Annotated in this window: 14 protein-coding genes; 9 read left to right on the top strand and 5 right to left on the bottom strand. The window is 48.6% G+C overall.

Annotation, left to right across the window (positions count from 1 at the left end; genetic code table 11):
* Nucleotides 1-30 precede the first annotated feature (30 nt).
* The 5 genes from EP073_RS10125 (at nt 31) to EP073_RS10105 (ending at nt 10,180) form a co-directional block, all read left to right on the top strand.
* A complete protein-coding gene (locus tag EP073_RS10125; RefSeq protein WP_128467033.1) occupies nt 31-498 on the top strand; it encodes a chemotaxis protein CheX in 468 nt (155 codons plus the stop codon).
* A gap of 145 nt (nt 499-643) precedes the next feature.
* Nucleotides 644-1,222 (top strand): O-methyltransferase, encoded by a 579-nt coding sequence (locus tag EP073_RS10120; RefSeq protein ID WP_128467032.1) that lies wholly within the window; start codon nt 644-646, stop codon nt 1,220-1,222.
* 293 nt (nt 1,223-1,515) lie between these two features.
* A complete protein-coding gene (locus tag EP073_RS10115) occupies nt 1,516-6,219 on the top strand; it encodes an NAD-glutamate dehydrogenase domain-containing protein (RefSeq protein WP_128467031.1) in 4,704 nt (1,567 codons plus the stop codon).
* Nucleotides 6,216-7,517: a M16 family metallopeptidase gene (locus EP073_RS10110; RefSeq protein WP_128467030.1), complete on the top strand. Its 1,302-nt coding sequence runs from the start codon at nt 6,216-6,218 to the stop codon at nt 7,515-7,517. Before EP073_RS10115 ends, EP073_RS10110 begins: the two co-directional genes overlap by 4 nt.
* Before the next feature lie 23 nt (nt 7,518-7,540).
* Nucleotides 7,541-10,180, top strand: a complete 2,640-nt coding sequence (locus tag EP073_RS10105; protein WP_164885335.1) for a tetratricopeptide repeat protein — start codon at nt 7,541-7,543, stop codon at nt 10,178-10,180.
* On the opposite strand, the gene EP073_RS10100 is transcribed toward EP073_RS10105, so the two are convergent.
* Nucleotides 10,177-11,493, bottom strand: coding sequence for a deoxyribodipyrimidine photo-lyase (locus EP073_RS10100; protein ID WP_128467028.1), 1,317 nt, complete (start codon nt 11,491-11,493; stop codon nt 10,177-10,179). The two genes, EP073_RS10105 and EP073_RS10100, sit on opposite strands and share 4 nt — an antisense overlap.
* 92 nt (nt 11,494-11,585) lie before the next feature.
* Between EP073_RS10100 and metH the strand changes: the two genes are divergently transcribed.
* Nucleotides 11,586-14,945 carry a methionine synthase gene (gene metH, locus EP073_RS10095; protein ID WP_128467027.1) on the top strand — a complete coding sequence of 1,120 codons (3,360 nt, stop codon included), beginning with the start codon at nt 11,586-11,588 and terminating at the stop codon, nt 14,943-14,945.
* Nucleotides 14,946-15,067: 122 nt separating this feature from the next.
* Nucleotides 15,068-15,457 carry a class II SORL domain-containing protein gene (locus tag EP073_RS10090; RefSeq protein ID WP_128467026.1) on the top strand — a complete coding sequence of 130 codons (390 nt, stop codon included), beginning with the start codon at nt 15,068-15,070 and terminating at the stop codon, nt 15,455-15,457.
* Between the two features lie 670 nt (nt 15,458-16,127).
* Here the strand turns inward: EP073_RS10090 and EP073_RS10085 are convergent.
* The 3 genes from EP073_RS10085 to EP073_RS10075 are packed head-to-tail and all read right to left on the bottom strand — an operon-like array spanning nt 16,128 to nt 19,148.
* Nucleotides 16,128-16,430: a hypothetical protein gene (locus EP073_RS10085; RefSeq protein ID WP_128467025.1), complete on the bottom strand. Its 303-nt coding sequence runs from the start codon at nt 16,428-16,430 to the stop codon at nt 16,128-16,130.
* A gap of 46 nt (nt 16,431-16,476) precedes the next feature.
* Entirely contained in the window at nt 16,477-18,909 is a 2,433-nt protein-coding gene (gene feoB / locus EP073_RS10080; protein WP_128467024.1) for a ferrous iron transport protein B, read from the bottom strand.
* Nucleotides 18,906-19,148, bottom strand: coding sequence for a FeoA family protein (locus EP073_RS10075; RefSeq protein WP_128467023.1), 243 nt, complete (start codon nt 19,146-19,148; stop codon nt 18,906-18,908). Before EP073_RS10075 ends, feoB (EP073_RS10080) begins: the two co-directional genes overlap by 4 nt.
* Before the next feature lie 308 nt (nt 19,149-19,456).
* On the opposite strand from EP073_RS10075, the gene EP073_RS10070 reads away from it, so the two are divergent.
* Together EP073_RS10070 and feoB (EP073_RS10065) are read left to right on the top strand one after the other, a co-directional pair.
* On the top strand, nt 19,457-19,690 hold the full coding sequence (locus tag EP073_RS10070; RefSeq protein WP_128467022.1) for a FeoA family protein: 234 nt from the start codon (nt 19,457-19,459) through the stop codon (nt 19,688-19,690).
* A 4-nt stretch (nt 19,691-19,694) separates the two neighbouring features.
* On the top strand, nt 19,695-21,839 hold the full coding sequence (gene feoB, locus EP073_RS10065) for a ferrous iron transport protein B (protein WP_128467021.1): 2,145 nt from the start codon (nt 19,695-19,697) through the stop codon (nt 21,837-21,839).
* Between the two features lie 238 nt (nt 21,840-22,077).
* Here the strand turns inward: feoB (EP073_RS10065) and EP073_RS10060 are convergent, their stop codons facing one another.
* On the bottom strand, nt 22,078-24,006 hold the full coding sequence (locus tag EP073_RS10060) for a M3 family metallopeptidase (protein ID WP_128467020.1): 1,929 nt from the start codon (nt 24,004-24,006) through the stop codon (nt 22,078-22,080).
* Between the last annotated feature and the right edge of the window lie 47 nt (nt 24,007-24,053).

Genomic DNA, 24,053 nt, shown 5'->3' with positions numbered 1-24,053 from the left:
TTAGCTGAAAAGCTTACGGAGGGGGAACCGATGAAGGCCGAACTTGTAAATCCCTTTATATCTTCGACAATCAGCGTTTTCGACACTATGGTCGGACTTGAGGTAAAAAAAGGGGATCTTTACATAAAGTCGGACGAACGGCTGTATTATGACATCTCCGGAGCCATCGGCGTTGTGGGTGATTTCATAGGCTTCGTCTCCATCAGTTTTCCCGAAGACCTCGCGCTGGAAGTGACCAGTAAGTTTATTGGCGAACCCCTCACCGAGCTCAATAATGACGCTGGTGACGCAGTGGGAGAACTCGTCAACATGATAGCAGGCAGCACGAAAAAACACTTCTCCGACAAGGGCAGAAGATTCAACATATCAGTTCCCAATGTTATCATCGGCAAGGGGCACACAATTCAGCGTCCCGCAAACCTTATCTGCATAGGCGTTAAGTTTCACCTTAATAATAAGATATTCGTTCTCGAAGTAGCGCTTAAAGATAAAGCGTAATCGGTTCAGTGTCATTCTGAGCGTCAGCGAAGAAGCGCTCACTTGTTTTTTGATAAAATCTAATTTTTGTTCAGTCCTCAATCTTTGATATTTTGCATTCTCTTTTTGTTTTATGCTATAATGACCAAAACAGCGGAGGTTCATTATGGAGCTTGATAAACTTCTTGCAGAGCTTGAGGAATTCGGGAGCAGAAACGATTCGTCCCAAACCGAAAGATCACATAAAATGCTTAATATCACAAAAGATACCGGTGAGTTCCTCACAGTGTTCATCAAAGCTGCAAAATCAAGAAGTATCCTTGAGATAGGCACATCAAATGGATACTCAACCATATGGCTTGCCGTAGGAGCAGGTTACACTGGCGGCAGAATAACTACAGTTGACTTTTCCGAAGTTAAGGCTGAAATGGCGAAAACAAATTTTGAAAAGGCGGATTTAACAGCATTAATTGAGCAGGTTATTGATGATGCAGGAAATTTTCTGAAGAATGCCCAATCAGACGCATATGATTTTATTTTTCTTGACTCGCAAAGATCTGCGTACACTTCTTGGCTTCCAGATATAAAAAGGATTCTCAGAAGAGGAGGTTCTCTAGTGGCAGACAACGCTTTATCTCATAAAGGCGAGATGGATGCTTTTATGTCTGCGGTAAACAAGGATTCTGATTTCACAACATGCCTCCTCACTGTGGGCAACGGACAGTATATCGCAGTACTGGAGTAATTCTTTCATAAAAATTTATATTTTTTTTATCATTATAAGCGAAATTTTAGGTTCACTTTTCTTTCTTATTAATTTTTATCCTTGATTCTGCCTTAAACTTCTCATCCCAGCGAAATTCTGCATATTTTTTTCAGGTGTTATGAACCTAAAAAGCTGATCGGAGGTATGGGAGCCGCTCTGATCTTATACTGTTTTCAAAGTAATCTCCTTGTGTTAACATAATTTTAGTGCTCAAACACGGACACGTCTTCTTCCGCCTGTGTCTTATTAACTTGATGTAACGGGGTGTTTTTATGAACAGTTTTTCAACTATTTCCTGCCTCACCAGAAACGATCTTGCCAAATACAAAGGAAGCCAGTTTGACCAAAGGCATAAAAAAGTGTTCGCCGAATACAAAGGCACACCCTTTTATGAGTTTGCGAAAGTACTGATGAACCATCTTCCGCAGAATTTTGTCGGCTTCCTTTCCGATGAGGATATGACAGGGCTGTACAGACATCTCTACGCAAAGCTCGAAGGACGGAAAAAAAAGAAGATCTCCGTTAACGCCGATCTGACAGAGGAGCTCCCGTTTTTCATCGGCAATTTCTGCATTTTCTCCATCGCCACGGACGACAGACCCTTCATTTTCGATTCGCTGTGGGAATATTTGCAGAATATAAGAGAGCATAAGATATTCGTAATCCATCCCATTTTCGGCATAGAGAGAGGTCGCGGCGGCGAGATTGTTAAAATAAGCGAGTCCCGCCTCGGGGTGAGCAATGAGTCATTCGTGGTGATATTTCTCGAAGGGCTGAATAAAAATGAAATATCAGATATTAAAAAGGAAATAAGCTCTATATATGAAAATGTCGCCGCTGCGGTGGATGATTTTCCGAAAATGAAAGAGGTTATGAGCTCGCTCTTCATGGAATACCGTGAGCGCAACGGGGATGTGGCGAAGTTCATCCAGTGGCTTATGGATGACAACTTCATCTTTCAGGGAACCCGTATTGTGGAGATTGACGAGTCGGAGGAGTTTAAAACATTCTCCGACACGGGCGTTTTTTCTCTCATGGGACAGGTTCCCAACTATGCCCTTCTCGCCCGTTCCGTAAAGGACGGCAGGCTCAACACCATTGACGGGTATCCCGTTGTGGTTGACAAGGCAGTGGGCATAAGCAAGGTTAAGCGCCGCACAAACTTTGACAGAGTATTGTTTGTGGACAGGCAGGGGACGAAAATGCGTCTCGTTTACATCACAGGGCTCTTCTCCAGCAAGGCGCACAAATGCCCGCCGCACGAAATCAGTATTCTGCGGGACAAGATAAAGGCAACGCTGGACTATTTCAATTTTGTCACCGGTTCCCACGACTATAAATGGGTTCGTGACATACTGGACGATTACCCGAAGATAGAGATATTCAATCTCTCAAGCCGTGCGCTGACCGAGCTTCTGGAGCTGATACTCACTATGCAGGGGGCAAACCAGATACGCATCTCCTATCATGACTTTCGTCCGCTGAAAAACCTTATCTTCTTCATGGCAATGCCTCTTTCCCGCTATTCATCTGAGCTTGTGATGAGCATAAAAGATTTTCTTGAGGAGTTTTTCGGCGGCAGAATGATGGATATTTCCGTTCGTGAGGATCAGCATAAGCGCAGCTTTCTGCATTTTCATATGATGCTTAATGATACGGACGTGCTTGATTCCATAGATGAAAAGGAACTGAAAAACAGCATAACATCAATGCTTAAAGACTGGGATTCCGCTCTTTACGAGGTTCTGCGGGATCGTCTCGGTCATGAATGCGACGAGGTTTTCGCCGGATTCGAGTTCTACTTCGGTGAGGCGTACAAAAGCAAAAATACTCCGGAGGACGCGTACCTTGATATAGTGAGGATACGCAGGCAGGAGGACATTTCCTCCCTTCTGCATTTCACGGGCGGCAAGGCGGTGCTGAGGATATATTCCAAAAAGCGCCTTCTGCTCACCGAGCTTATGCCTATAATCGACAACTTAGGGCTGAACGTTTATGAGCAGGACATTTTTGAACCGTCCTCAAACGGACACGGGCTTTATATAAATGTGGTGTATCTCACCAATATTGACGACCCGAAGGGCTTCTCCGAGACATACAGCGTGATCCTGCCGGAGCTCATAACCGCTGTCATAGCCGGAAGAGCGGAGAACGACAGGCTTAACTCCTTAAGCGTGACCAGAAAGCTTACATGGCGCCAGACTGACATACTCCGTGCGTTTGTGTATTTCGCCAAGCAGATAGAAAGCAGCTTCCTCATAAAATCACTTATGTCCGCCCTGATCAACAATGCCGAGATAGCGGAGAAGCTTGTAAATTTCTTTGAAATTAAGTTTGATCCCGACAATAAAAAAACATCCACTGCTGATATAGAGCAGGACATTCTCAGCCTCATAGAGGGTGTTATCTCCGTGAGCGAGGACAAGGCGCTCCGCTACTTTATGCGCATCATTCAGGGTACGGTGCGCACCAACTACTTCATGCAGCCGATGAGAGACTATATCTCCATCAAGGTGAAAAGCCGTGAGATGCCTATAATCGCCGAACCCAGACCTATGTTTGAGGTATATGTCCACAGCTCCGAAATGGAAGGAGTACACCTCAGAGGCGGCAAGGTTGCCAGAGGCGGAATACGCTTCAGTGACCGCAATGACGATTTCCGCACGGAGATCCTCGGTCTGGTGAAAACTCAGATGGTGAAAAACTCCGTCATAGTTCCCGTCGGCTCCAAAGGCGGCTTCATAGTGAAGAAACGCTTCAAGGACAGAGAGCAGGACAGGGCGAACACCATAAAGCAGTACGGCACACTGATAAAGGGTCTGCTTGACATAACCGACAACTACAAAGGCAATAAAATAGTTCATCCCGGCAGAGTGAGGATGTATGACGAGAGCGATCCGTATCTTGTTGTCGCGGCGGATAAAGGAACGGCCACTTTCAGTGACATAGCTAACGGAATATCTCTCGGCTACGGCTTCTGGCTCGGCGATGCTTTCGCCTCCGGCGGCAGTGCCGGATATGACCATAAAAAAGTGGGTATAACCGCAAAAGGCGCATGGGAGAGCGTGAAACGGCATTTCCGTGAACTGGGCAAGGATATACAGAAAGAGGAGTTCACCGTAATCGGCATAGGCGACATGGCGGGGGACGTTTTCGGGAACGGAATGCTGCTCTCCCCGAAAATCAACCTGCTTGCGGCGTTCAATCATGTGCATATATTCCTTGATCCCGCACCGGACGCGGAGAAAAGCTTCGCCGAAAGGCAGAGGCTTTTCAAAAATCCGTCTCTCACATGGAGAGACTACAACATGGAGCTCATATCAAAAGGCGGCGGCGTGTTCGACAGAACAGCCAAGCGCATTGAGCTCTCGCCGGAAGTCCGAATTATGCTCGGCTGCACGGAGACAACTGTCACGGGAGCGGAGCTGATACGTCTTATCCTCAAGGCTGAGGCTGAACTGCTGTGGAACGGCGGAATCGGAACCTATGTCAAAGCCTCCTTTGAAACAGACAGAGACGTGGGTGATTCCACGAACGATGATGTGCGTGTGAACGCCAGCGAACTCAGGGTAAAAGTGGCGGGAGAGGGCGGAAACCTCGGCTTCACCCAGTCCGCCCGAATAGAATTCGCCGAAGGCGGCGGACACATATACTCTGACGCTCTGGACAACTCCGGCGGAGTTGATATGTCCGATCATGAGGTAAATCTTAAGATCATATTCAATCACCTTGTGGAAACAAAAGTGATAAAGGACACCAAAGAACGCAACGCTTATATCAAGAAGCTCACCCCCGCCGTGACTGACCATGTGCTTGCCACAAACTACCGCCAGTCACTCGCCGTAAGCTGCGACCTGATACGCTTCGCGTCCAATCAGGTGACTTTCCGTGAGGCGGCGAAGCATCTGAGAACTGAAGGTCTGCTTGATTTCCGCATAGAAAAACTCGCCTTTCCCAGCAAGGACAAAAATGCCACAGCGCCCGAACTGGCGGTGCTTCTGGCGTATATGAAAATATATATGTACAACAGCGTGGAGAACACTCTGAACCTTGACAACCCGCTTGTGAGAAAGGAATATATGGACTACTACCCTAAGGACACAGTGGAGAAGTTCGGCGACAGGCTGTTCGGGCACAAGCTGTTCAGGCAGATAGCCGCCACGGTGACGGTGAACAGAGCTCTGAACCAGACCGGTATAGCGTTCTTCTACGAACTGATGAAGGGCACAAACAGACCCCTGAACGAGATTCTGGAATGCTACCTTCTGGCAGAAGAGATAATCGGCTGCCGTATGCTCAGAGAGGAACTCTGCGCTCTGGACGGCAAAGCGGATGCTCATGCTCAGTACAGGGCGCTTATTGAGCTTGATAAAACCCTGAAAGTGGCGGTGGAGTGGCTGATTGATCCGCGCAACATGAGCCTTTACAAGAAGAAAAACGATGTGCTTAAGGAGATTTTTCCTCTTGTCACCAAATATATGACAGGCGGTATGAAAGAGAAGTATTCCGCCATGATTGAGGAGTTTAAGATCGGCGGTCTGCCCGCCTCCCTTGCGACTGCTGTGTGCGTTGTGCGTTATTCCAAACCCGCATTCGATGTCTTCCGTATAATGGCGGAGACCGGAGCGGAGGGCAAAGACGTTCTCAAGCGCTACTATGAGATAGGCGGAAGATTCGGAATAAACTTTTTAACGCTTAAAATGAAGCACATAAAAATCAGAGACGAGTGGGAGCGCATAAACCGTGACGGGCTGCTGCTGAAGCTGAAAAAAATTCAGATGACCCTAGCCTTCGCCTACAGCGGGGGTGACAGGGCGTGGTTTAAAAATCTTCTTGACACAGAAAAGCGCTTTATAGAAAACTATGATAAATTTATGGATTCAGCCGCCAAGGACGAGATAGATTCCCTTGTTCCGTTTAATGTTATGATCGAATCTTTCGCCAATGTTGCGGAAAAATACGGAGCGGGTGGATGAAAAAAGTCCTATTGTTGCTGATAATTTATGTAATTTCGGGGGTGCGGGTGCTTGCCGCTGTGGATACTTTGAGTTTTGAAAACGGCGTTAAAATGGTTTACAGAAGCATTCCCTCAACGGGCATTGTTTCCGTGCATGTATGGATGAAAACAGGCTCCGTGAACGAGAATCCGGAGAACAACGGCATATCCCACTTTCTTGAGCATATGGTTTTCAAGGGGACAGCCTCATACGCACCGGGAGCCATAGACGAAGTTGTGGAGAGCGCAGGTGGCAGTATGAACGCCGCCACCAGCAAGGACTACACCTTTTATCACATCACACTCCCCGTATATAACGCAGAGACTGCCTTCAAAGTTCTCAGCGAGATGCTTTTTGACGCCAAATTCATTCCGGAAGAGATAGAGAAGGAAAAACCCATCGTGGTGCAGGAGATAAAGCGCAAGTTCGATAAGCCGACATATGATATGTGGACGTATCTGTACGAGGCGCTCTTCAGGAGCTCACCTTATGAGATGGAGGTTATCGGCAGTGAGGAGACGGTTAACTCTTTCAGCCGTGACACTCTCGTTGACTACTACGGAAGGTACTACCATCCCCAGAACATGACCCTTGTTGTCGCCGGTGATATAGACAGGAGCACTGCGGAAAGTCTTGGGCGGAAGTATTTCAGCAAAATGAAAGACGGGCGGGGTAAACGCTACGAAGGGAACGCCCTGAAAACATATACTGAAAACTACCGTAAGGATTTTTACCGTCAGGTGGTGCAGGAAACAGGCGTGATAGCCTTCCCCGCGGCTGCGCTTAACGAGAAGGACATCTTCGCTTACGAAGTTCTGGGTGAGATACTCTCCGGCGGTGAATATTCCGTCTTAAGCACGATAATCAAAAACGAGCTGAGGCTTGCAAGCTCTGTAAACGCCGGCTATCTTGGCATGAAGCACGGCGGCTCATTCATTTTCACCTACACCTGCCCCGTGGGGAACAGCGGGAAGGTTAAGGATGCGATCCTTAAAGTGGCTGCGTCAATAGATAAATTTGTGGATCAAAAAAGCCTTGAAAAATGTGAAAACAGGCTGAAAAGCCAGATAGCCTTCCAGAGGGAACGCGCCTCCAGCGAGGCAAGAGACATAGGATACTCCTATACCCTTGACATTCCCGGGTATTATCATAATTTTCTTAATAAGATGAGCGGTATGAAGACTGAGGAAATCACCTCCCTCGCCGCGGATATATTTTCCCGCCCTTATATTGATTTACGGACACTGCCGGAAGAAAGCGGGAAGAAAGAGGATTAATGCGGGATTTTGAACTGAGGGGCATGGAAAAGTATACTGATGCCTTCCGTGAGTTTCTAACAGTAAATAAAGGCGGCGCCGTGCTTGTTTCGGGCGGCGGCGGTTCAGGCAAAAGCGAGATTCTGTCAGCGTTCAGGCTTATGCCGGAGATGGCAGATCCGGCAACCGTTACCGCCTCCCTTGATCTTTCTCTGGAAGTAAATATTGACAGCGAACTGGGGCTTCTTGCTCTGCGCAATGAGCTGATAAGGTACTACAAGATCAATTTCAGCTTCTTTGATGTGGCATATGCCCTTTACCTTGTGCGCACAAACCCGGGCAAAAAGCTTGACCGTGATCTGGATTTATACACCAACAGCAAAATAATAAACGAGGTTCTGGGCGTTGCCGGAGCCAAAGGGAATGAGTTTGTAAACAAGCTCTATTTCACTGTGGAGAGAGGTAAACCCGCAGTCACGGAATGGTGGAGAAATGAGGGCGGCGCGGAGCTCAACAGGCTTATGGAGGAAACTCCCGAATCCGTCCGCAAAAACCTCATTAACCAATGGGCAAAAGACCTTAAGCTTGCTCTTCAGGGCAGAAAGTGCATTATCACCGTAGATTCCTTTGAAAATATATACGGAGAGGACGGCTCAGGCAGAAAGCACGGGGCGGACAAATGGATCAAGGAGCTCATGGGGCTTCTGCCGGAAGTCACTTTTATTCTCTCCGGACGTGAGCTGCCCGAATGGGCGGAGAATGAGGCGCCGAAGAATACTCTCTCTCTTGAAGCGGGACTGTTTGACAGGAACGACACAGCTTACCTGCTTGAGCATTACGGTTTAACGGACAGGAAGCTGTGCGACGCCGTTTTCGCCTCCGCAAGAGGAGACAAGCTGCTCACCACGCTTCTTGCCGCCGGTTTGTCAGGCGTTAAGAAGGAAACAGGCAAGGAGCCTTCGCCCGAACAGGTTGAGTACGGCGCAAAGGAGATCATGCTTTTCTATAACGCTTCCACGGAAGGACGGGAAGGGGACATGGCACGCCTGCTCTCAGTCTGCCGCTGTTTCAGCAGGGAAGTTTTTGAATATCTCATTTATGAGTTCATACCCGAAGGGGTAAAATTCACCTTCAGCGACTACTGCATGCTGCCGTCAGTCAGCCCTAACATCGGTCTGGACTGCGCAGCGCTCAAGAAGCCTTTCAGGGAGGAGCTTTACGCTTCGCTGAACAGCGACCAGAAGGACAATGTGCATTTTTCTCTTTTTAACTTCTATCTCAAGAAGATAGACAGGGAAAGGGGCTCATTCAGAACATACGGCTTCTATCTCAATTTCCGTGAATGCTTTCACCACGCCAAGTCAGCTCTGGACGGTGAGGGCTTTGTGGACTGGTTCATGGATTCCCACGCTAAATATTTTTCAAATGATAAAATGGGCTTCTGGATACACCTCCACGGCGAGGTTGTGGAATATCTCAAAGGGCTGATGGGGCTGATAAATCCCTACACTGCCATCTGCATGGAAAGACTGGCGCAGATGTATGTCAATGTTGAGGATTACGGCAGGGCGGAACCACTCCTCAAGAGGATGGTGAATATCCGTGAAAAGCTCAGCGGAGCGGAAAGTTTGGACACTGTGCGCAGCCGCAACAAGCTTGCCTCCATGTACTCAGCCAAAGGAGATTTCCCCTCCGCTATGGAGATCATGGGGAAAAATGCCGAGATCAAATCACGCACCGAAGGTCCCGACCACCCTGAAACCCTGAAATACCTCCAGAAGCTTGCACTTTTCGCCATGAAGAACAAGGATTTCAAAACAGCAGCCGACATAGGAGAACGTTCCCTCAGGCTTCATATACAGAGGCTCGGCAGGGAAAACTCCGATACAGTGAAGGCTATGAGTGAGCTTGCCGCTATAAGTGAGATGGCAGGCGACTTTGAGAGAGCGTGCGAGCTGTTTAAGGAAGTGCTTGAAATCAGAGAAAAATCCCTCGGGGGAAGCCATCCCGAAACGGCGAAAAGCTTGAGCCAGCTTGCCTTCTACTTTTACAGAAGGGGCGAGTACGATTCGGCGGAACCGCTTTTTTACAGGGCACTTGAGGCAAAGGAAACTCAGCTCGGGCACAGTCACCCGCTGATAGCCTCTTACTGCAATAACCTCGGTTATATTTACTACTGCCGTGAAAAATATGACAGAGCAGAGGCAATGTACGAAAAGTCTCTGAAAATAAAAGAGAAAAACTTCGGTGCGTCCCATCCGTCCACCCTTACGGGCGTTGCGAATCTTGCCGCTCTCAAGTTCAGAAAAGGGGAAATAGAGGAGGCAGAGGCGCTGTTCCGTAAGGTTCTTGAGCAGAGTGTGAGTACCTTCGGTGAAAAATCTTCGGAAACAGCCACGGATATGACGAACCTCGCCTATGTAGTTTCCAGAAAAGGGGACTTTTCAGAGGCTGAGGCTCTGTGCAGAAACGCTCTGAGCATGAGGGAGGAAGAGGACGCGCAGGACACCGCCGCAACTCTGAATAATCTGGGTGAAATCCTTTTCAGAAAAGGGCAGACGGATGAAGCGTCGGATATTCTGGAAAAGGCTTATGCTGCTGCGGAATCTGCTCTAGGAAGCCATCATCCGGTTGTCAGGCGCATTCTGGACAATCTTGAAAAAGTCCGTGACAGAATCCACTAGACGAACCTGTTTATATAGGCTTCCACGTCAAACTTACGCTTAAGTCCGGCAAAGTTCATATAACGGACTTTGCCGAAGACCGCTCTCTCCTGCCATGGTCTGTCGTGCTTGCCGAAGCACCATAGAACCCCCGCGAAGCCGTTCGGATCACGCCCGTCCAGACTGTACTTGTCATTCAGGCTTATGGCTGTTCTGTATGCCTCTTCGGGTGATTTTGTCCATTCCATTATCTTCTTGCCCCAGTACATGCGCATGTAGCCGTGCATCTTTCCGGTGCTCAGCATCTCGTTCTGCGCGGTGTTCCAAGCGGGGTCGTGTGTTTGTGCGTTTTCTAATTCGTCAAATGTGTAAATATATGGTCTTGCGTCATTTCTGTGTTCATTAAGCGTCTGCGCCGCCCAAGGATGCAGAGGTTTGAGGCTGTCATACTCGGAGTTGAAGTTCACCATATTCAGCGCCAGCTCCCGCCTGATTATCAGTTCCTCAAGAAAGGCGGGGGATTTCGGGTGTTCCTTTGCCGCAAGGGCGATTTCAAGGGTTGATATGCTGCCGAAGTGTATGTAAGGACTTAAACCGCTCTGAGCATCCTCCGCGGGGTCGTTGCGGAGTTCATCGTAACTGTCCAGTCTGTCATTAATAAAAGCTTTCAGGTGTTTTGCCGCTTCGTCCTCCCCGCCTTTGAATAAGGAAACGGGGGTGACTGCTCTGTCTATGTTCAGCGAAGCTGTATCCGGCTCAATATTTTTGAAGTCCGGCTGAAAGTCCTTTATTATTAAATCTCTCTGTCCGAGCGGCACAAGAAATTTTTCAAGCTGCTTCGTTATCTTCGGTCTGATGGTGTATGCGGCGAATTCCTCCTTGCAGCTTGCCGTTTCCACGGGGACTACAGCATCACTCTCCACCTGAACAACGGTGCAGGGGGCGCTTATGCCCAGCTGCTGCCGCCATTCCTTCTGTATGCGCAGGTATCCTCTGTCCGTGACGATCATTGCAGCGTCACGCGCCAGTTTCAGCACCTCTTCCGGCGGGCTGCCTCTGCGGAATACCAGATTTATTCCTCTCTGTTTCAGGTTTGATTCAAGAACATTCAGCCCCTCAAGCATAAACGTGTAATGACGCAGATTAGCGTTCGGGAAGCCGTCGGTGATTACAAAGCATGCAAACAAAGGCAGCCGGAGTTCATTCGCCTGCCTTACGGCGAACTCAAGGGCATGGTTAAGCCTTGTCCGCTGCGCCTGCTGAATCCAGAGTAGTATGTATTTTCCGCCTTTTGAAGGTCTGTTAAGGCTGATAATCCTTTCGCCGTGTATCATCTGACACCTATAAACAGTTGCCGTATTTTATTTTATAATGATACTATAATCACCCCTTAATTAAAAGCGCGCGGATATGCCAAGGAGTAGTTATGTTCAGAAAATTCGCCTCGGAAAATATAGTTCTTTTTGACGGTGCCATGGGCACATCCATACAGAACTTTGAAATCGGCGAAGATATATGGCAGGGAAAGGGCGGATGCAGCGAGTGGCTTAATATAGCGGCACCGCATATCATAGAATCCATCCACAGGAGCTATCTGGAAGCAGGGGCGGACGTTGTGGAAACGAACACCTTCGGCGGAACCGAGCTGGTAATGCGTGAGTACGGGCTTGAGGACATGGTGGACGAGCTGAACCTCAAAGGCGCTCAGATTGCGGTAAAGGCGGCAAGGGAGTACGGCAGATTCGCCGCGGGCTCCATCGGTCCCGGAACGCGGCTGCCAAGTCTTGGGCAGATCTCCTTTGACGATATGCAGCTGATGTATCTGCGGCAGACGAAAAGCCTCATACAGGGCGGGGTTGACCTGCTGATTATTGAAACCTGTCAGGATCTGCTTCAGGTTAAGGCGGCACTGCTGGGCGCTTTTGACGCACTCAGTGAAGCCGGGGCGGATCTTCCCGTGATGGTATCCGTGACTGTTGAAAGCACAGGCAGCATGCTCATGGGAACAGACCTTTCCGCCGTGTGCACCGTGCTCAGCGGCTATCCGGTCCACTCGGCAGGGCTTAACTGCGCCACAGGTCCTGACATGATGTTCGGTCCCGTGAAAACAATAACAGAAAACTGGAACGGCGACATATCCTGCATCCCAAACGCAGGTCTGCCGGAAAACATAGGGGGTAAAACTGTTTACAGCATGACTCCGGAAAAGCTCGCGGCAATTGTCGGTGAGCTGATGGACAAATACCCCGTCAACATAGTCGGCGGATGCTGCGGAACGACTCCCGCCCACATAAAAGCACTCCGTACAGTGATAAATAATAAAAAACGCAGGGAATTGGTCAGAAAACCCTACATCGGCGTCTGCGCCAGTCTTTATACAACTATGCCCCTGAGCCAGAACCCCGCTCCTTCGCTTATAGGAGAAAGGGCTAACTCCAACGGCAGCAAGGCTTTCCGTGAGCTGCTGCTCGCAGGAGATACGGACGGCATGCTGGCAGTCGCGAGAAATCAGGAGGGCGAAGGCGCTCATTTCATTGACGCATGCGTGGCTTACGCCGGAAGAAACGAGGCTCAGGACATGGGCAGGTTTATCTTTGAGCTTAATAAGACCCTCACCGTCCCTCTTGTGATCGACTCCACAGAGCCTCCGGTGATTGAAAAGGCGCTTAAGCTCTGCGGCGGAAAACCTATCATCAACTCCGTAAACTTCGAGGACGGCGGCGAAAAGCTGCACACGATCCTCAGAATGATAAAGAGATTCCCCGCGGCGTCCATAGCCCTTACCATAGACGAAAAAGGCATGGCAATGACGGCGGCGGAGAAGTTCGCAATCGCCGAGAGACTGTATAATATATGGAGCGGCGAATACGGTCTTCCGCCTGAGGACATAATAATCGACCCGCTGACATTCTCCATCGGCAGCGGGGATGAAACCCTGAAAATGGCGGCGGTTGAAACACTGAACGCCATCAGGATGATAAAGGAAAGGCTCAAGGGCGCTAAAACCGTTCTGGGGCTCAGCAACGTTTCCTTCGGTCTCTCCGCTCTGAGCAGACCCGTCCTCAACTCCGTCTTCCTCCATGAGGCGGTGAAGGCGGGGCTTGATATGGCTATCGTACATGCGGGCAAGATTCTTCCTCCCGCCATGATAAACGATGAGGACATGAAGCTGAGCTTAGACCTTATCCGCGGCAGGGAAGGCGCCCTCACATCCTTCATAAATCATTTTCAGGACAGAACAGCGGTGCGGGACGAACAGGCGGACGCAAGCCTTGCTCCGTCAGAGAAAATAGCCCGGATGATTCTCCGCGGGGAGAAGAAGGGGCTGAAGGAAGTGCTGGATGCCATCATGAAGGAGCGCAGGGCGATTGATATAATCAACAGTCTCATGCTTCCCGCTATGCAGGAGGTGGGCGAACTTTTCGGCAGCGGAAAAATGCTCCTGCCGTTTGTTCTCCAGTCCGCAGAGGTCATGAAGGAGGGCGTGAAAATCCTCGAACCCTTCATGGAGAAGAATGAAACAGAATCCAAAGGGAAAATTGTTCTCGCAACGGTTAAAGGCGATGTTCACGACATTGGCAAAAACCTTGTGGACATAATACTTTCCAACAACGGCTTCACTGTCTACAACCTAGGCATCAAGGTTCCTGTGGAGGAGATGATAAGAAAGGCTGTTGAGGTGGGCGCCGACGCGATAGGAATGAGCGGGCTTCTGGTGAAATCCACTGTGATAATGAAGGAAAACATAGAAGAGTTGAAAAAGCACGGGCTTGAACAGAAGGTGCTCCTCGGCGGAGCGGCACTTACTGAGGGCTTCGTCATCGGCGAGTGCGACACTATAATGCCCGGTCATGTTTTTTACTGCCGTGACGCATTTGACGCCCTCAAGGTTCTGGACGGCAGAACAGAAGCGAAGAAAGCTGTTAAGCCCGTTAAAACGAAAACCGGCGCTGATTCTGTTGAGGAGCAGGCGGAACCCATAACCTTCGGCGAAATCCCGTCCGTACCTTTTTACGGCAGCAAAATTATCTTCGACATAGACCCCGGCGAACCGGAAAAATACCTGAATAAAACGACCCTTTTCACCAACAGATGGTCATATAAAAAGAAGGGGATGACAGAAGAGGAGTTCGATCGCCTCATAATGGAAACCGCCCTGCCGGAATACAGGGAAATTTACAAAAACGCTCTTGCGAAGGGGCTTCTGAACCCTGCCGTATCTTACGGGTATTTCCCGTGCCATGCGGACGGAGATTGTCTGGTGATATATGAGGCGGACAGGAAGACCGAGAAAACACGCTTTCTCTTCCCCCGTCAGTCTAAGGGCGCAAAGCTCTGCCTTGCGGACTATTTTCTGCCGAAGGAAGAGGGATTTGATGTTGTGGGTCTGAGTCTTGTCACCATAGGTAAAAAGCCCGAGGAGTTCTCTGCTAAACTGTATGCTGCTGGAGACTATAAGAAATATTTCATGTACCACGGGCTTTTCACCGAGTTCACCGAGGCGCTGGCGGAATACTGGCACAAGGTAATGAGAAAAGAGATGGGCATAGACGGAACGGACGCCAGAACGCCGGACGGCATAATCTCCATGAAGTATCAGGGGCGCAGGTACAGCTTCGGTTATCCCGCCTGCCCGGATCTGGACGGAAACGCCGTAATGGCGGATATGCTGAATGCCGACATGCTTGGTATACACGTTACGGAGAACGGAGAGATGGTTCCGGAATTTACCACAAGCGCAATCGTGGTTCATAACCGCCATGCGAAGTACTTTGTTATAAAATAGATAGAAAACAGGATTAAATTAGTATTAATATCTTGCAAAAATATTCATTGCGGGATAGGATGGCTGTATAAAGTTTAAGTGGTATACTTACTAAAGTGTATAAATTACAAGGAGGCAGCAAAATGGCAATAGGACAATTTGTTAAAAGCGCAGACTTCAAAAGCGAAAAACACGTTCCGGTTATCGAACTTCCGGCGGGTATTAAAGCCGGTGAGCCTTTCTTCGTTACGGTTTCCGTGGGCAAAGAAATTCCCCACCCCAACACAACCGAGCACTTCATCAACTGGATAGCCCTTTACTTCAAAGGCGAAGGTGAAGGTCCTGTTACCCAGCTTGCCAAATTTGAATTTTTAGCTCACGGCGAATCCACAAAAGGCGCCAATCAGGGACCCGCATACACTGATCCTTTCGGTACGGCAAAGGTTAAACTGAACGCTCCCGGTACGCTTATAGCTGTAAGCTACTGTAATATCCACGGTCTGTGGGAATCCAGTACCGAAGTTAAGTTCTAAGATATTTCAAACTTTCAGAAATGCAAAAGGCGGGGCATGCCCCCGCCTGTTTTGTACTCATTTACTTCCAGCCATGAATCACTCTGAACAGAGTGAAGAATCTCAGAACCAATAACAGTTTAATACGCTTTTTCCGATTGAGATCCTTCACCCCTGCGGGTTCAGGATGACCTGAAAACGTGTGTGCTTATGCCGCATGATGCAGGCAGAAGCACTGTCTGGTTGTTCATCCTGCATACAGGGATGTATGCCGCGCCGTGCGAAGCGAAGCCGTGTTCATCACGGCGCGAGCGTGTGTGCTTATGCCGCAGGATGCAGGCAGAAGCACTGTCTGGTTGTTCATCCTGCATACAGGGATGTATGCCGCGCCGTGCGAAGCGAAGCCGTGTTCATCACGGCGCGAGCGTGTGTGCTTATGCCGCAGGATGCAGGCAGAAGCACTGTCTGGTTGTTCATCCTGCATACAGGGATGTATGCCGCGCCGTGCGAAGCGAAGCCGTGTTCATCACGGCGCGAGCGTGTGTGCTTATGCCGCAGGATGCAGGCAGAAGCACTGTCTAATTGTTCATCCTGCATACAGGGATGTATGCCGCGCCGTGCGAAGCGAAGCCGTGTTCATCACGGCGCGAGCGTGTGTGCTTATGCCGCAGGATGCAGGCAGAAGCACTGTCTAATTGATGTCCTTGCTTTTCACGATAACTTTGTGACCGTCACCAGCGTCAAGCACAGTCTGATATTCGCCTGCGGGTTTTGCAAAGGTTACTTCGCTGTTCTGATCAAACTTGCCTTCAAAAACCGTTTTGCCGTTTTGCTCAACACGGAACTTTGTACCTGCGGCGCTGCTTCCGTCGCTGAATCCGCCTTCGCATGTTACTTTTCCTTCGCCTTCAGTGAAGCAAGCCATAAGCGCAGTGTGCGCGAATGCCATAGACGCGGTGAGAACTACCGCAAGCACGATGATTAACTTTTTCATGAATCCACCTCTTTTTATTTTTGCCCGTTTCCGGGCTTAATGAGCGTTATTTCAGGTAACCGCCTTTCCAATTGACAGAACTGCCCTTGAACAACCCAGCGGCGACAGCAGTTACCGCCATAGAAACATAAAATACCAGCATTGTCTGGAGACCGGTTAAATTGAAAGCCGTGCCTATTTTAAAAAATACGGAAGCCATGACTACCCCGAGAATCATAGGGAAGAATATGGCGAACATCATCCATCCGTAAGAGCCTGTCTGTATGCGCACCACAATCATTGTGGCAATACACGGCGGAGTAAGTATCATGAAGATCAGCATGGCGACTGCGTGGAGCGGAGTGTAGAGACCGTCTTCGGATATTGCTTCCTCTGCCCTCTGGTCTGTTTTGCCTGTTTCGTATATGGAGCCGAGTGTGGCTACAGCGCTTTCTCTCGCCGCGAATGAACTGAGGAAAGCCACGTTGACCCTCCAATCGAATCCAGCAAACTGAGTTATCGGTTCAAGAGAACGACCGAACATCCCGAGGAATGAGTTCCTGATTTTTTCGGATTTCATATCATTCAGCAGTGTCTGTCCGGTGCGGGAGATGGTTCTGATTTCTCTGTTGATTAATTTCTGTTCATCATTTTCAGGGATAATAAATCCTGCCAGCTCCGGATATTCAGCCTGTAATGCAGCGTCTATTCTTTCCGCTGCCGCAGAGGATGAGGCTGTCATTTTCTGCGCCCTGTACGTGTTATAGATATTTATGAGCTTATAAACAGTCTCATTTTCTTTAAGTATTCCGTGATACTGTGTCGCTTCCGCCGTTATGTAAAATTTTAAGACAGCAGCGTCCGTTCGCTTCCGAATCTCTGCCTGCTTGTCGGCTGATACACCCGGAAACTGAAGCAGCATAAACAGCACAACAGCCACGGCAAGAACTATGCTGCCCACTTTTTTGATGTACACCCATACCCTTTGAAATGCTCTCAGCACAACACCCTTTATTGTGGGCAGATGGTAGGGAGGAAGCTCCATGACGAAGGGCGCCGTCTCTCTGTTTTTGAGGAAGGTAAGGGTTATTAGTCTCGCCACGCTGAGGGCTATGAAGATTGTCACCGTGGAGATGAAGAACATCATGACTGTCATCTGTCCTTCAAAGAATGCTCCCAGCAGAAGGGCGTAGAACGGAACCTTCGCAAGGCAGTTCATATAAGGAACAGTGAGGATAGTGGCAAGCCTTGCCCTTTCATCCGCTATGCCCTTTGTCGCCATTACCCCGGGAACAGCGCAGCCGCCCACAAAAGCGCCGCCGAGAACAAGGGGAAGTGTGGACTGACCGTGGAGCCCGTACCGCTTAAAAACCCTGTCCAGTATGAAGGCTATGCGGGGCATGTAGCCTATGTCCTCAATGATTGCGATCAGCGCAAAGAGGATGAGGAAGATAGGCACATAGTTCAGGAGCGCCAGAGCACTGTTCGTCATCCAGATTCCGAAATCGGTGAGTATGGGAACATCAGTGAATTGAGGTTCCGGCAGAACAGATATGATAAAATTTTTCAGCATGGCAAGATAAGGCCATGTGTAATTAGTGAGCTTGTAGCCTAAGACTATGGAAAGCTGGTAAACCAGATAAATGACACCCGCCAGAAATGGGAACGCGAGCCATCTGTTGAGTATTACCCTGTCGGCTCTGGATGTGAAGGTCTCTCTCTTTTCTGAGGTTTCCTTCACGCATTTATGGTAGAGATAGTCTGCGCTCTGGTATCTTACCGACGCAAGGAATGAATCTATATCTATCTGGTGTTCCGAATGTATTCTTCTGTATTCCTCATCCATGTCCTCTTTGGTTATGCCTGCTTTACTCAGAACTGCCTCATCCGCTTCGAGAGCTTTAATGGCGAACCATCTTGGAGAAATTTCGGAAGATATTTTGATTTTTTCCGTATAACGGGCTATGTAGGGTTCAAGTTCTTCATAGTTGATTTCAAAGCCTGTTGCCTTATGTTTGTGCGCTTCGGTTATGGAGGACAGAATTTCCTTTTTGCCGATGTTTCTGGAACCAACAGCCTCAACCACACGAACCTTTAGAAGTTCGGAAAACTTCTGAACATCAATTTCAAGTCCGCGCCTCTTAGCCACGTCCATCATATTGAGGATTATGACAACCGGTTTTCCGAGTTCCAGAAGCTGGAAGGTGAGATACAGGCTGCGCTTTATATTTGAGGCGTCGATTACATTAATGATCAGGTCAGGATTCTCATTTATCAGGTAATCCTTCGCAACCCGTTCTTCAAGAGAAAATGAGCTGAAGGAGTATGTACCGGGAAGGTCAACAATCTCAATTTTTTCCCCGGAATGACTTAAGTGCGCCGTTTTTTTATCCACTGTCACGCCGGGGTAGTTTGCTATGTGCTGGTTTACTCCGCTGAGCATGGTGAATATTGTGGATTTACCGCAGTTGGGCTGCCCTGCCAGCGCAATTTTTATCATATCAGTTCCACTTCTATTATTTTTGCCTCAGTTCTTCTTATGGTTACAAAGTAATTCTGAACCATAACCTCAATTGGATCCATCAGGGGGGCTGTGCGTACCATGAGTATTTCCGAGCCCGGGATAAACCCCATATTGTAAAGCTTTTGCTTCAGAAGTCCTTTGGCGCTGTAGCTTTTTATGCGTGCTTTTTCGTTTGTCTTCATTTCAGACAATTTCAGAATTTTCGTTTCCGGCATGCTTCACCTGATTTTATTTTCATCTGTTAGATGGTTTTAATAAAATTAGTGTCTAGTATATAAGTTTAAAATCTGCAACATGTTTTTTGTTTATTTCTTATTTACCCATCTGGAAAAAAATTCAACTGATGAAAAAAAAGGATATATGTCAGGAACTAGGGTTCCGAATCATTTCAGAGAATAAATTGATAGTTTATTTCAACAGAATTTTCCCTATTGACATACTAGGAACATAGTTATATACCGCTAATTAATTTTAGGATACATAATATATGCAGGTACTCTAAGTAAAATTGGAGGAGGTTAATTTGGAAGTCTTACTAAGAAATATGAAGGTTAATCAGAAGGGCACAGTAATCAGAATAAACTGTGAAGGCGAGGTTTGCCGCCGTATCCGGGACATAGGCATTTCTGTGGGTGCGGAAGTTTTTGTTACAGGCAGAGCGCCCCTGTATGATCCGGTTGCGCTGAAAGTTAACGACACTGTGGTTACACTCCGCAACAGCGAAGCGGACAATATCTACGTTGAAGTAAAGGGGTGATAAGATGTCAGCATTGAAAGCAGTTTTGGCGGGCAACCCCAACAGCGGTAAAACAACCCTTTTCAACCTTATCGCCGGTACGCACTATAAAGTGGCGAACTATCCCGGAGTTACGGTTGAGAAGAAGGAAGCAAAAGTCCATTACGACGGAAGCGAGATTATCCTCACTGACCTTCCCGGAACATACTCTCTCACCGCTTACTCTCTTGAAGAGGTAGTGGCAAGAGACTTTATCACCACAACAAACCCCGATATAATAATAGATGTTGTTGACGCTTCAAACCTTGAACGCAACCTCTATCTCGCTGTTCAGCTTATGGAGCTTGACAAGCCTCTGGTTTTGGCTCTGAACATGGTGGACATGGCGGAGAAAAGAAACATCCGTATTGACGCTGACCTCCTTGCAAAAAAGATCGGCGTGCCTGTTATCAAAACCATAGCCAGAGACGGCGTAGGCAAAAAAGAGCTTCTCGAAGGAGTGCTCAGGTTTAAGTCTGAAAGAAAAGAATTCAGAATCTCCTACGGAAGCGACCTTGACCCCGCCCTTGAGGAGATGGAAGCGCTCATAAATGAAAATGCGTTCCTCACTGAAAGCTACCCTGCAAGATGGGTTGCGCTTAAATATCTTGAAAACGATGTGGAAGTAATGAAAAAAGGTGAGGTTTTCACCGATGTTCATGGAAAACTCACCGCAATCGTTGAAAAAGTTGAGAAGCACCTTAAAAAAACCCTTGATACATATCCTGAAATTATCATAGCAGATTACAGATACGGTTACCTCAAATCCGTTCTGAAAGATGTTGTTAAAAAAGAGAACGAGATGGAGAGGCTTTACCTTTCCGATAAGGCTGACAAGGTGCTCACCCACAGGGTGCTCGGTCCCGTTATCATGCTTGCCGTGCTTTACGGTCTTTACGAGTTCACCTTCTGGGCGAGTGAAACTCCGGTGGGCTGGCTTGAAAGCCTCTTCGGCTGGCTTGGCGGAGTGGCGGATGCGGCTCTTCCCGAGGGTCTGCTTAAATCACTCATTATCTCCGGCGTTATAGACGGAGTGGGCGGGGTTCTCGGCTTTGCGCCTCTGATTCTGTTCATGTTCTTTATAATCGCCATTCTTGAAGACACAGGCTATATGACAAGGATCGCCTACATGCTTGACCGTGTCTTCCGTGCGTTCGGTCTTCAGGGCAGTTCTGTTGTTCCCTACATTGTTGCGGGCGGTATAGCAGGCGGGTGCGCAATCCCCGGCGTTATGGCGGCAAGAACTATCAAAAGCCCCAAAGAAAGGCTTCTGACCATTCTGACTACTCCGTTTATGGCATGCGGGGCGAAGCTTCCCGTTTATGCTCTTCTCATAGCGGCTTTCTGGCCCGGCAATAAAGGCGGAATGATGCTCGGCATAACTCTCGGAAGCTGGGTGCTTGCTCTTCTTATGGCAAAAGTACTCGGACTCACGATCGTTAAAGGCGAACAGTCCGTTTTCATTATGGAACTTCCTCCTTACAGGCTGCCAACTCTTAAGGGGCTTCTCTTCCACGCTTGGGAGAAAACATGGATGTACGTGAAAAAGGCGGGAACTATCATCCTCGCTGTTTCAATTATCCTCTGGGCGCTTATGACATTCCCCGGAATGAGCGAAGAGAGAGCGGCATTCTACGAAGATCAGATAGCTCAGGTTGAAAGCACTGTCACTGATGAAGAGGCTCAGGCGGCAGCAGTAGCCGAAATAGAAAATGCCGCTCTTTCAGAAGAACTGAGAGGCTCTTATGCGGGCAGAATAGGAACTGCTATGGAGCCTGTTACACAGCTTGCCGGTTTTGACTGGAGAACGAATATCTCCATCATCGCAGGCATAGCGGCGAAAGAGCTTGTGGTTTCTTCACTCGGTACTGCGTATTCTCTCGGAGAGGTTGATGCCGAAGAATCCGGATCTCTTTCTGAAAGGCTTGCGAGCGACCCGTCATGGTCACTTGCCACGGCTCTTGCTTTCCTCATGTTTACAATGCTTTACTCACCCTGCTTCGTAACACTCGCTGTTATAAACAAGGAGACGGGAAGTAAAAAGTGGACGGCTTTTACCCTTGTCGGCTACACAGCTTTTGCGTTCGTTGTATCAATCATCGTTTACAATGTTGCAGGGCTTATTCTTTAAACTGAATCTGTAAAAGATTATAATATCTGAACCCCCCTCCGGTACACTTATCGGTGGGGGGTTGTTGATGAAAAGTTCATAATTTGTTTTGGCAGATAAATAAGATTGCTTCACTGCGAACGGAGCGTTAGCGACACGGCAGTCTCAGTTTTTTTACTTTCAGCAAACTGAAACTGTTAAGCAGGCTTTTTTGAAAGAAATTATTTGCCCGCACTTGGTCGGGTGCGCTGCTTGCGGTTTATGCTTTAATACCTTCCAATTCCAACATAGCGTCTATTCCGGGTTCTCTGCCGATGAACTCCTTATAGAGTTCCATGGCTCTGCGGCTGCCGCCGTTTTTCAGAATTATGTCGAAATATCTGTCCGCCAGCTCCCTGTTGAAGATCCCATGCTTTCTGAACTCCATGAAAGCGTCAGCACTCATGCGTTCCGCCCATTTATAGCTGTAGTAGCCGGCGGCGTATCCGCCTGAAAAGATGTGGCTGAAGCCGTTCTGGAATTTATTGTACGCCGGCTGCTGTATGAGTGATGTTTTTGCTCTCACTGTGTCCAGAATCTTCTGAACCTCTGCTTCTGTGCACGGCTTTCTGTGTATCAGCATATCGAACATGCCTAACTCAACCTGCCGGAGTATTACAAGCGCCGCATGATAGCTGCGCACCTCTTTCAGTTTATCCACCATTTCTGCGGGGATAATTTCACCAGTCTGATAATGCCTTGCGAATATGGCGAGCACATCCTCCTCATAGGCGAAAAGCTCAAGGAACTGTGAGGGAAACTCGACCGCATCCCACTCCACGCCGTTGATACCGCTTACGTCCGCCTCATCAACCTCGCTGCATATGTGGTGCAGAGCATGCCCCATTTCATGGAAAAGCGTCACAACGTCTCTGTGTCTGAGCAGGGATGGGCGCCCGTCCTTGGCGGCGGGAAAGTTGGCTGCTATGACTGCCGTGGCGGGGATAATTTTGCCGTCTTCCGTGTGTCTGGTTACCCAGTCGTTCATCCACGCGCCGTCACGCTTTTCCTTGCGGGTCTCCATGTCCATGTAGAGGCGGGCGAAGCCGTGTCCTTTTCTGGAAATATCATAAACAGCAACGCTTTTGTGCCATACGGGAGCTTCTACCCTCTCAAAGCTAAGTGAGAACACCTCTCCCAGAAAACGGATCATCCCGTCTATTACGTTATTTTTCTCAAAATAGGGGCGGTAGAGCTCTTCGTCAAAGCCGTAGAGATGCTTTTTGTACTGTTCAGAGGCGAACATGAGATCATGGCTTTCAAGCTCCTGCCCGAAGAAGGCTTTAAGCTCTTCAATCTCTTTTTCAGCGGGTTTTTTCACTCTCTCAAGGAGAGTTTCAAGGAGCTTGAGCACGTCTGCGGGGCTCTCTGCGTCTTTGGAGGCGAGGGAATATTCTGCATAGCCGGAAAATCCTGTAAGCTGCGCCAGCTCATGACGGAGGCGCATGGTATTCTCTATGACTTCGCCGTTTTCAGGCGCTCTCGTGCAGTATGCCCTGTATAGTTTTTCCCTTATTTCTCTGTTTCTGCCGTGGGTCATGTATGCTATGTAGACAGGCATCTGGAGAGTGAGTTTCCAGCCGTTTTCGGTTTTCATTCCGGCAAGGTCGCTTTCGGGAATGCCTTCCATGTCTGCCGGATCGATTATTTCAAGCTCATAGGCGGCTGTGGCGTTCAGAAGGTTCTGGAAAAAAGCGTTGCCCAGTTCGCTGAGCGCGAGTGAGATCTCTTTGACCCTTTGTTTTTTATCCGCAGGGAGGTCAACGCCGCCCAGCCTGAAGCTGCGCAGGGTGTCCTCCACGGACTTGCGTCTGGAAGTGGAGAGGTCATCCGCTTCGGCGATTTTTTTCACAGCCTTCATAATGTCCGCATTCTGGCTGAACCATGTGGAATAATCGCTGAGAAGGGGGATGCAGGCGGCGTAAAGCTCCTGAGTCTCCTTGCTGTTGCATACGCTGTTCAAGTGCCCCACGGGGAAGAACAGCCTTGATATTTCCGCTCCGGCTTTCTCCAGCGGCTTCATGAAGCTGTCATAGGTGGGAGCAGGCTGAGCGCAGAGTTCTCCGGCGAGTCTTTTTGCGTTTTCTATTGCTTCCTTTATCTGCCTGTCTTTGTTTTTCAGAATATCGGGGGAGTATGCGGCAAACATTATAACCTCTTTAACTTATTTTGAATTACTGATAATATAACATCCCT

The sequence above is a fragment of the Geovibrio thiophilus genome, from assembly GCF_004087915.1.
GTDB lineage: Bacteria > Chrysiogenota > Deferribacteres > Deferribacterales > Geovibrionaceae > Geovibrio > Geovibrio thiophilus.
Note: the sequence above shows the minus strand (reverse complement) of the source record. Positions and strands in the feature narration are given on the sequence as shown.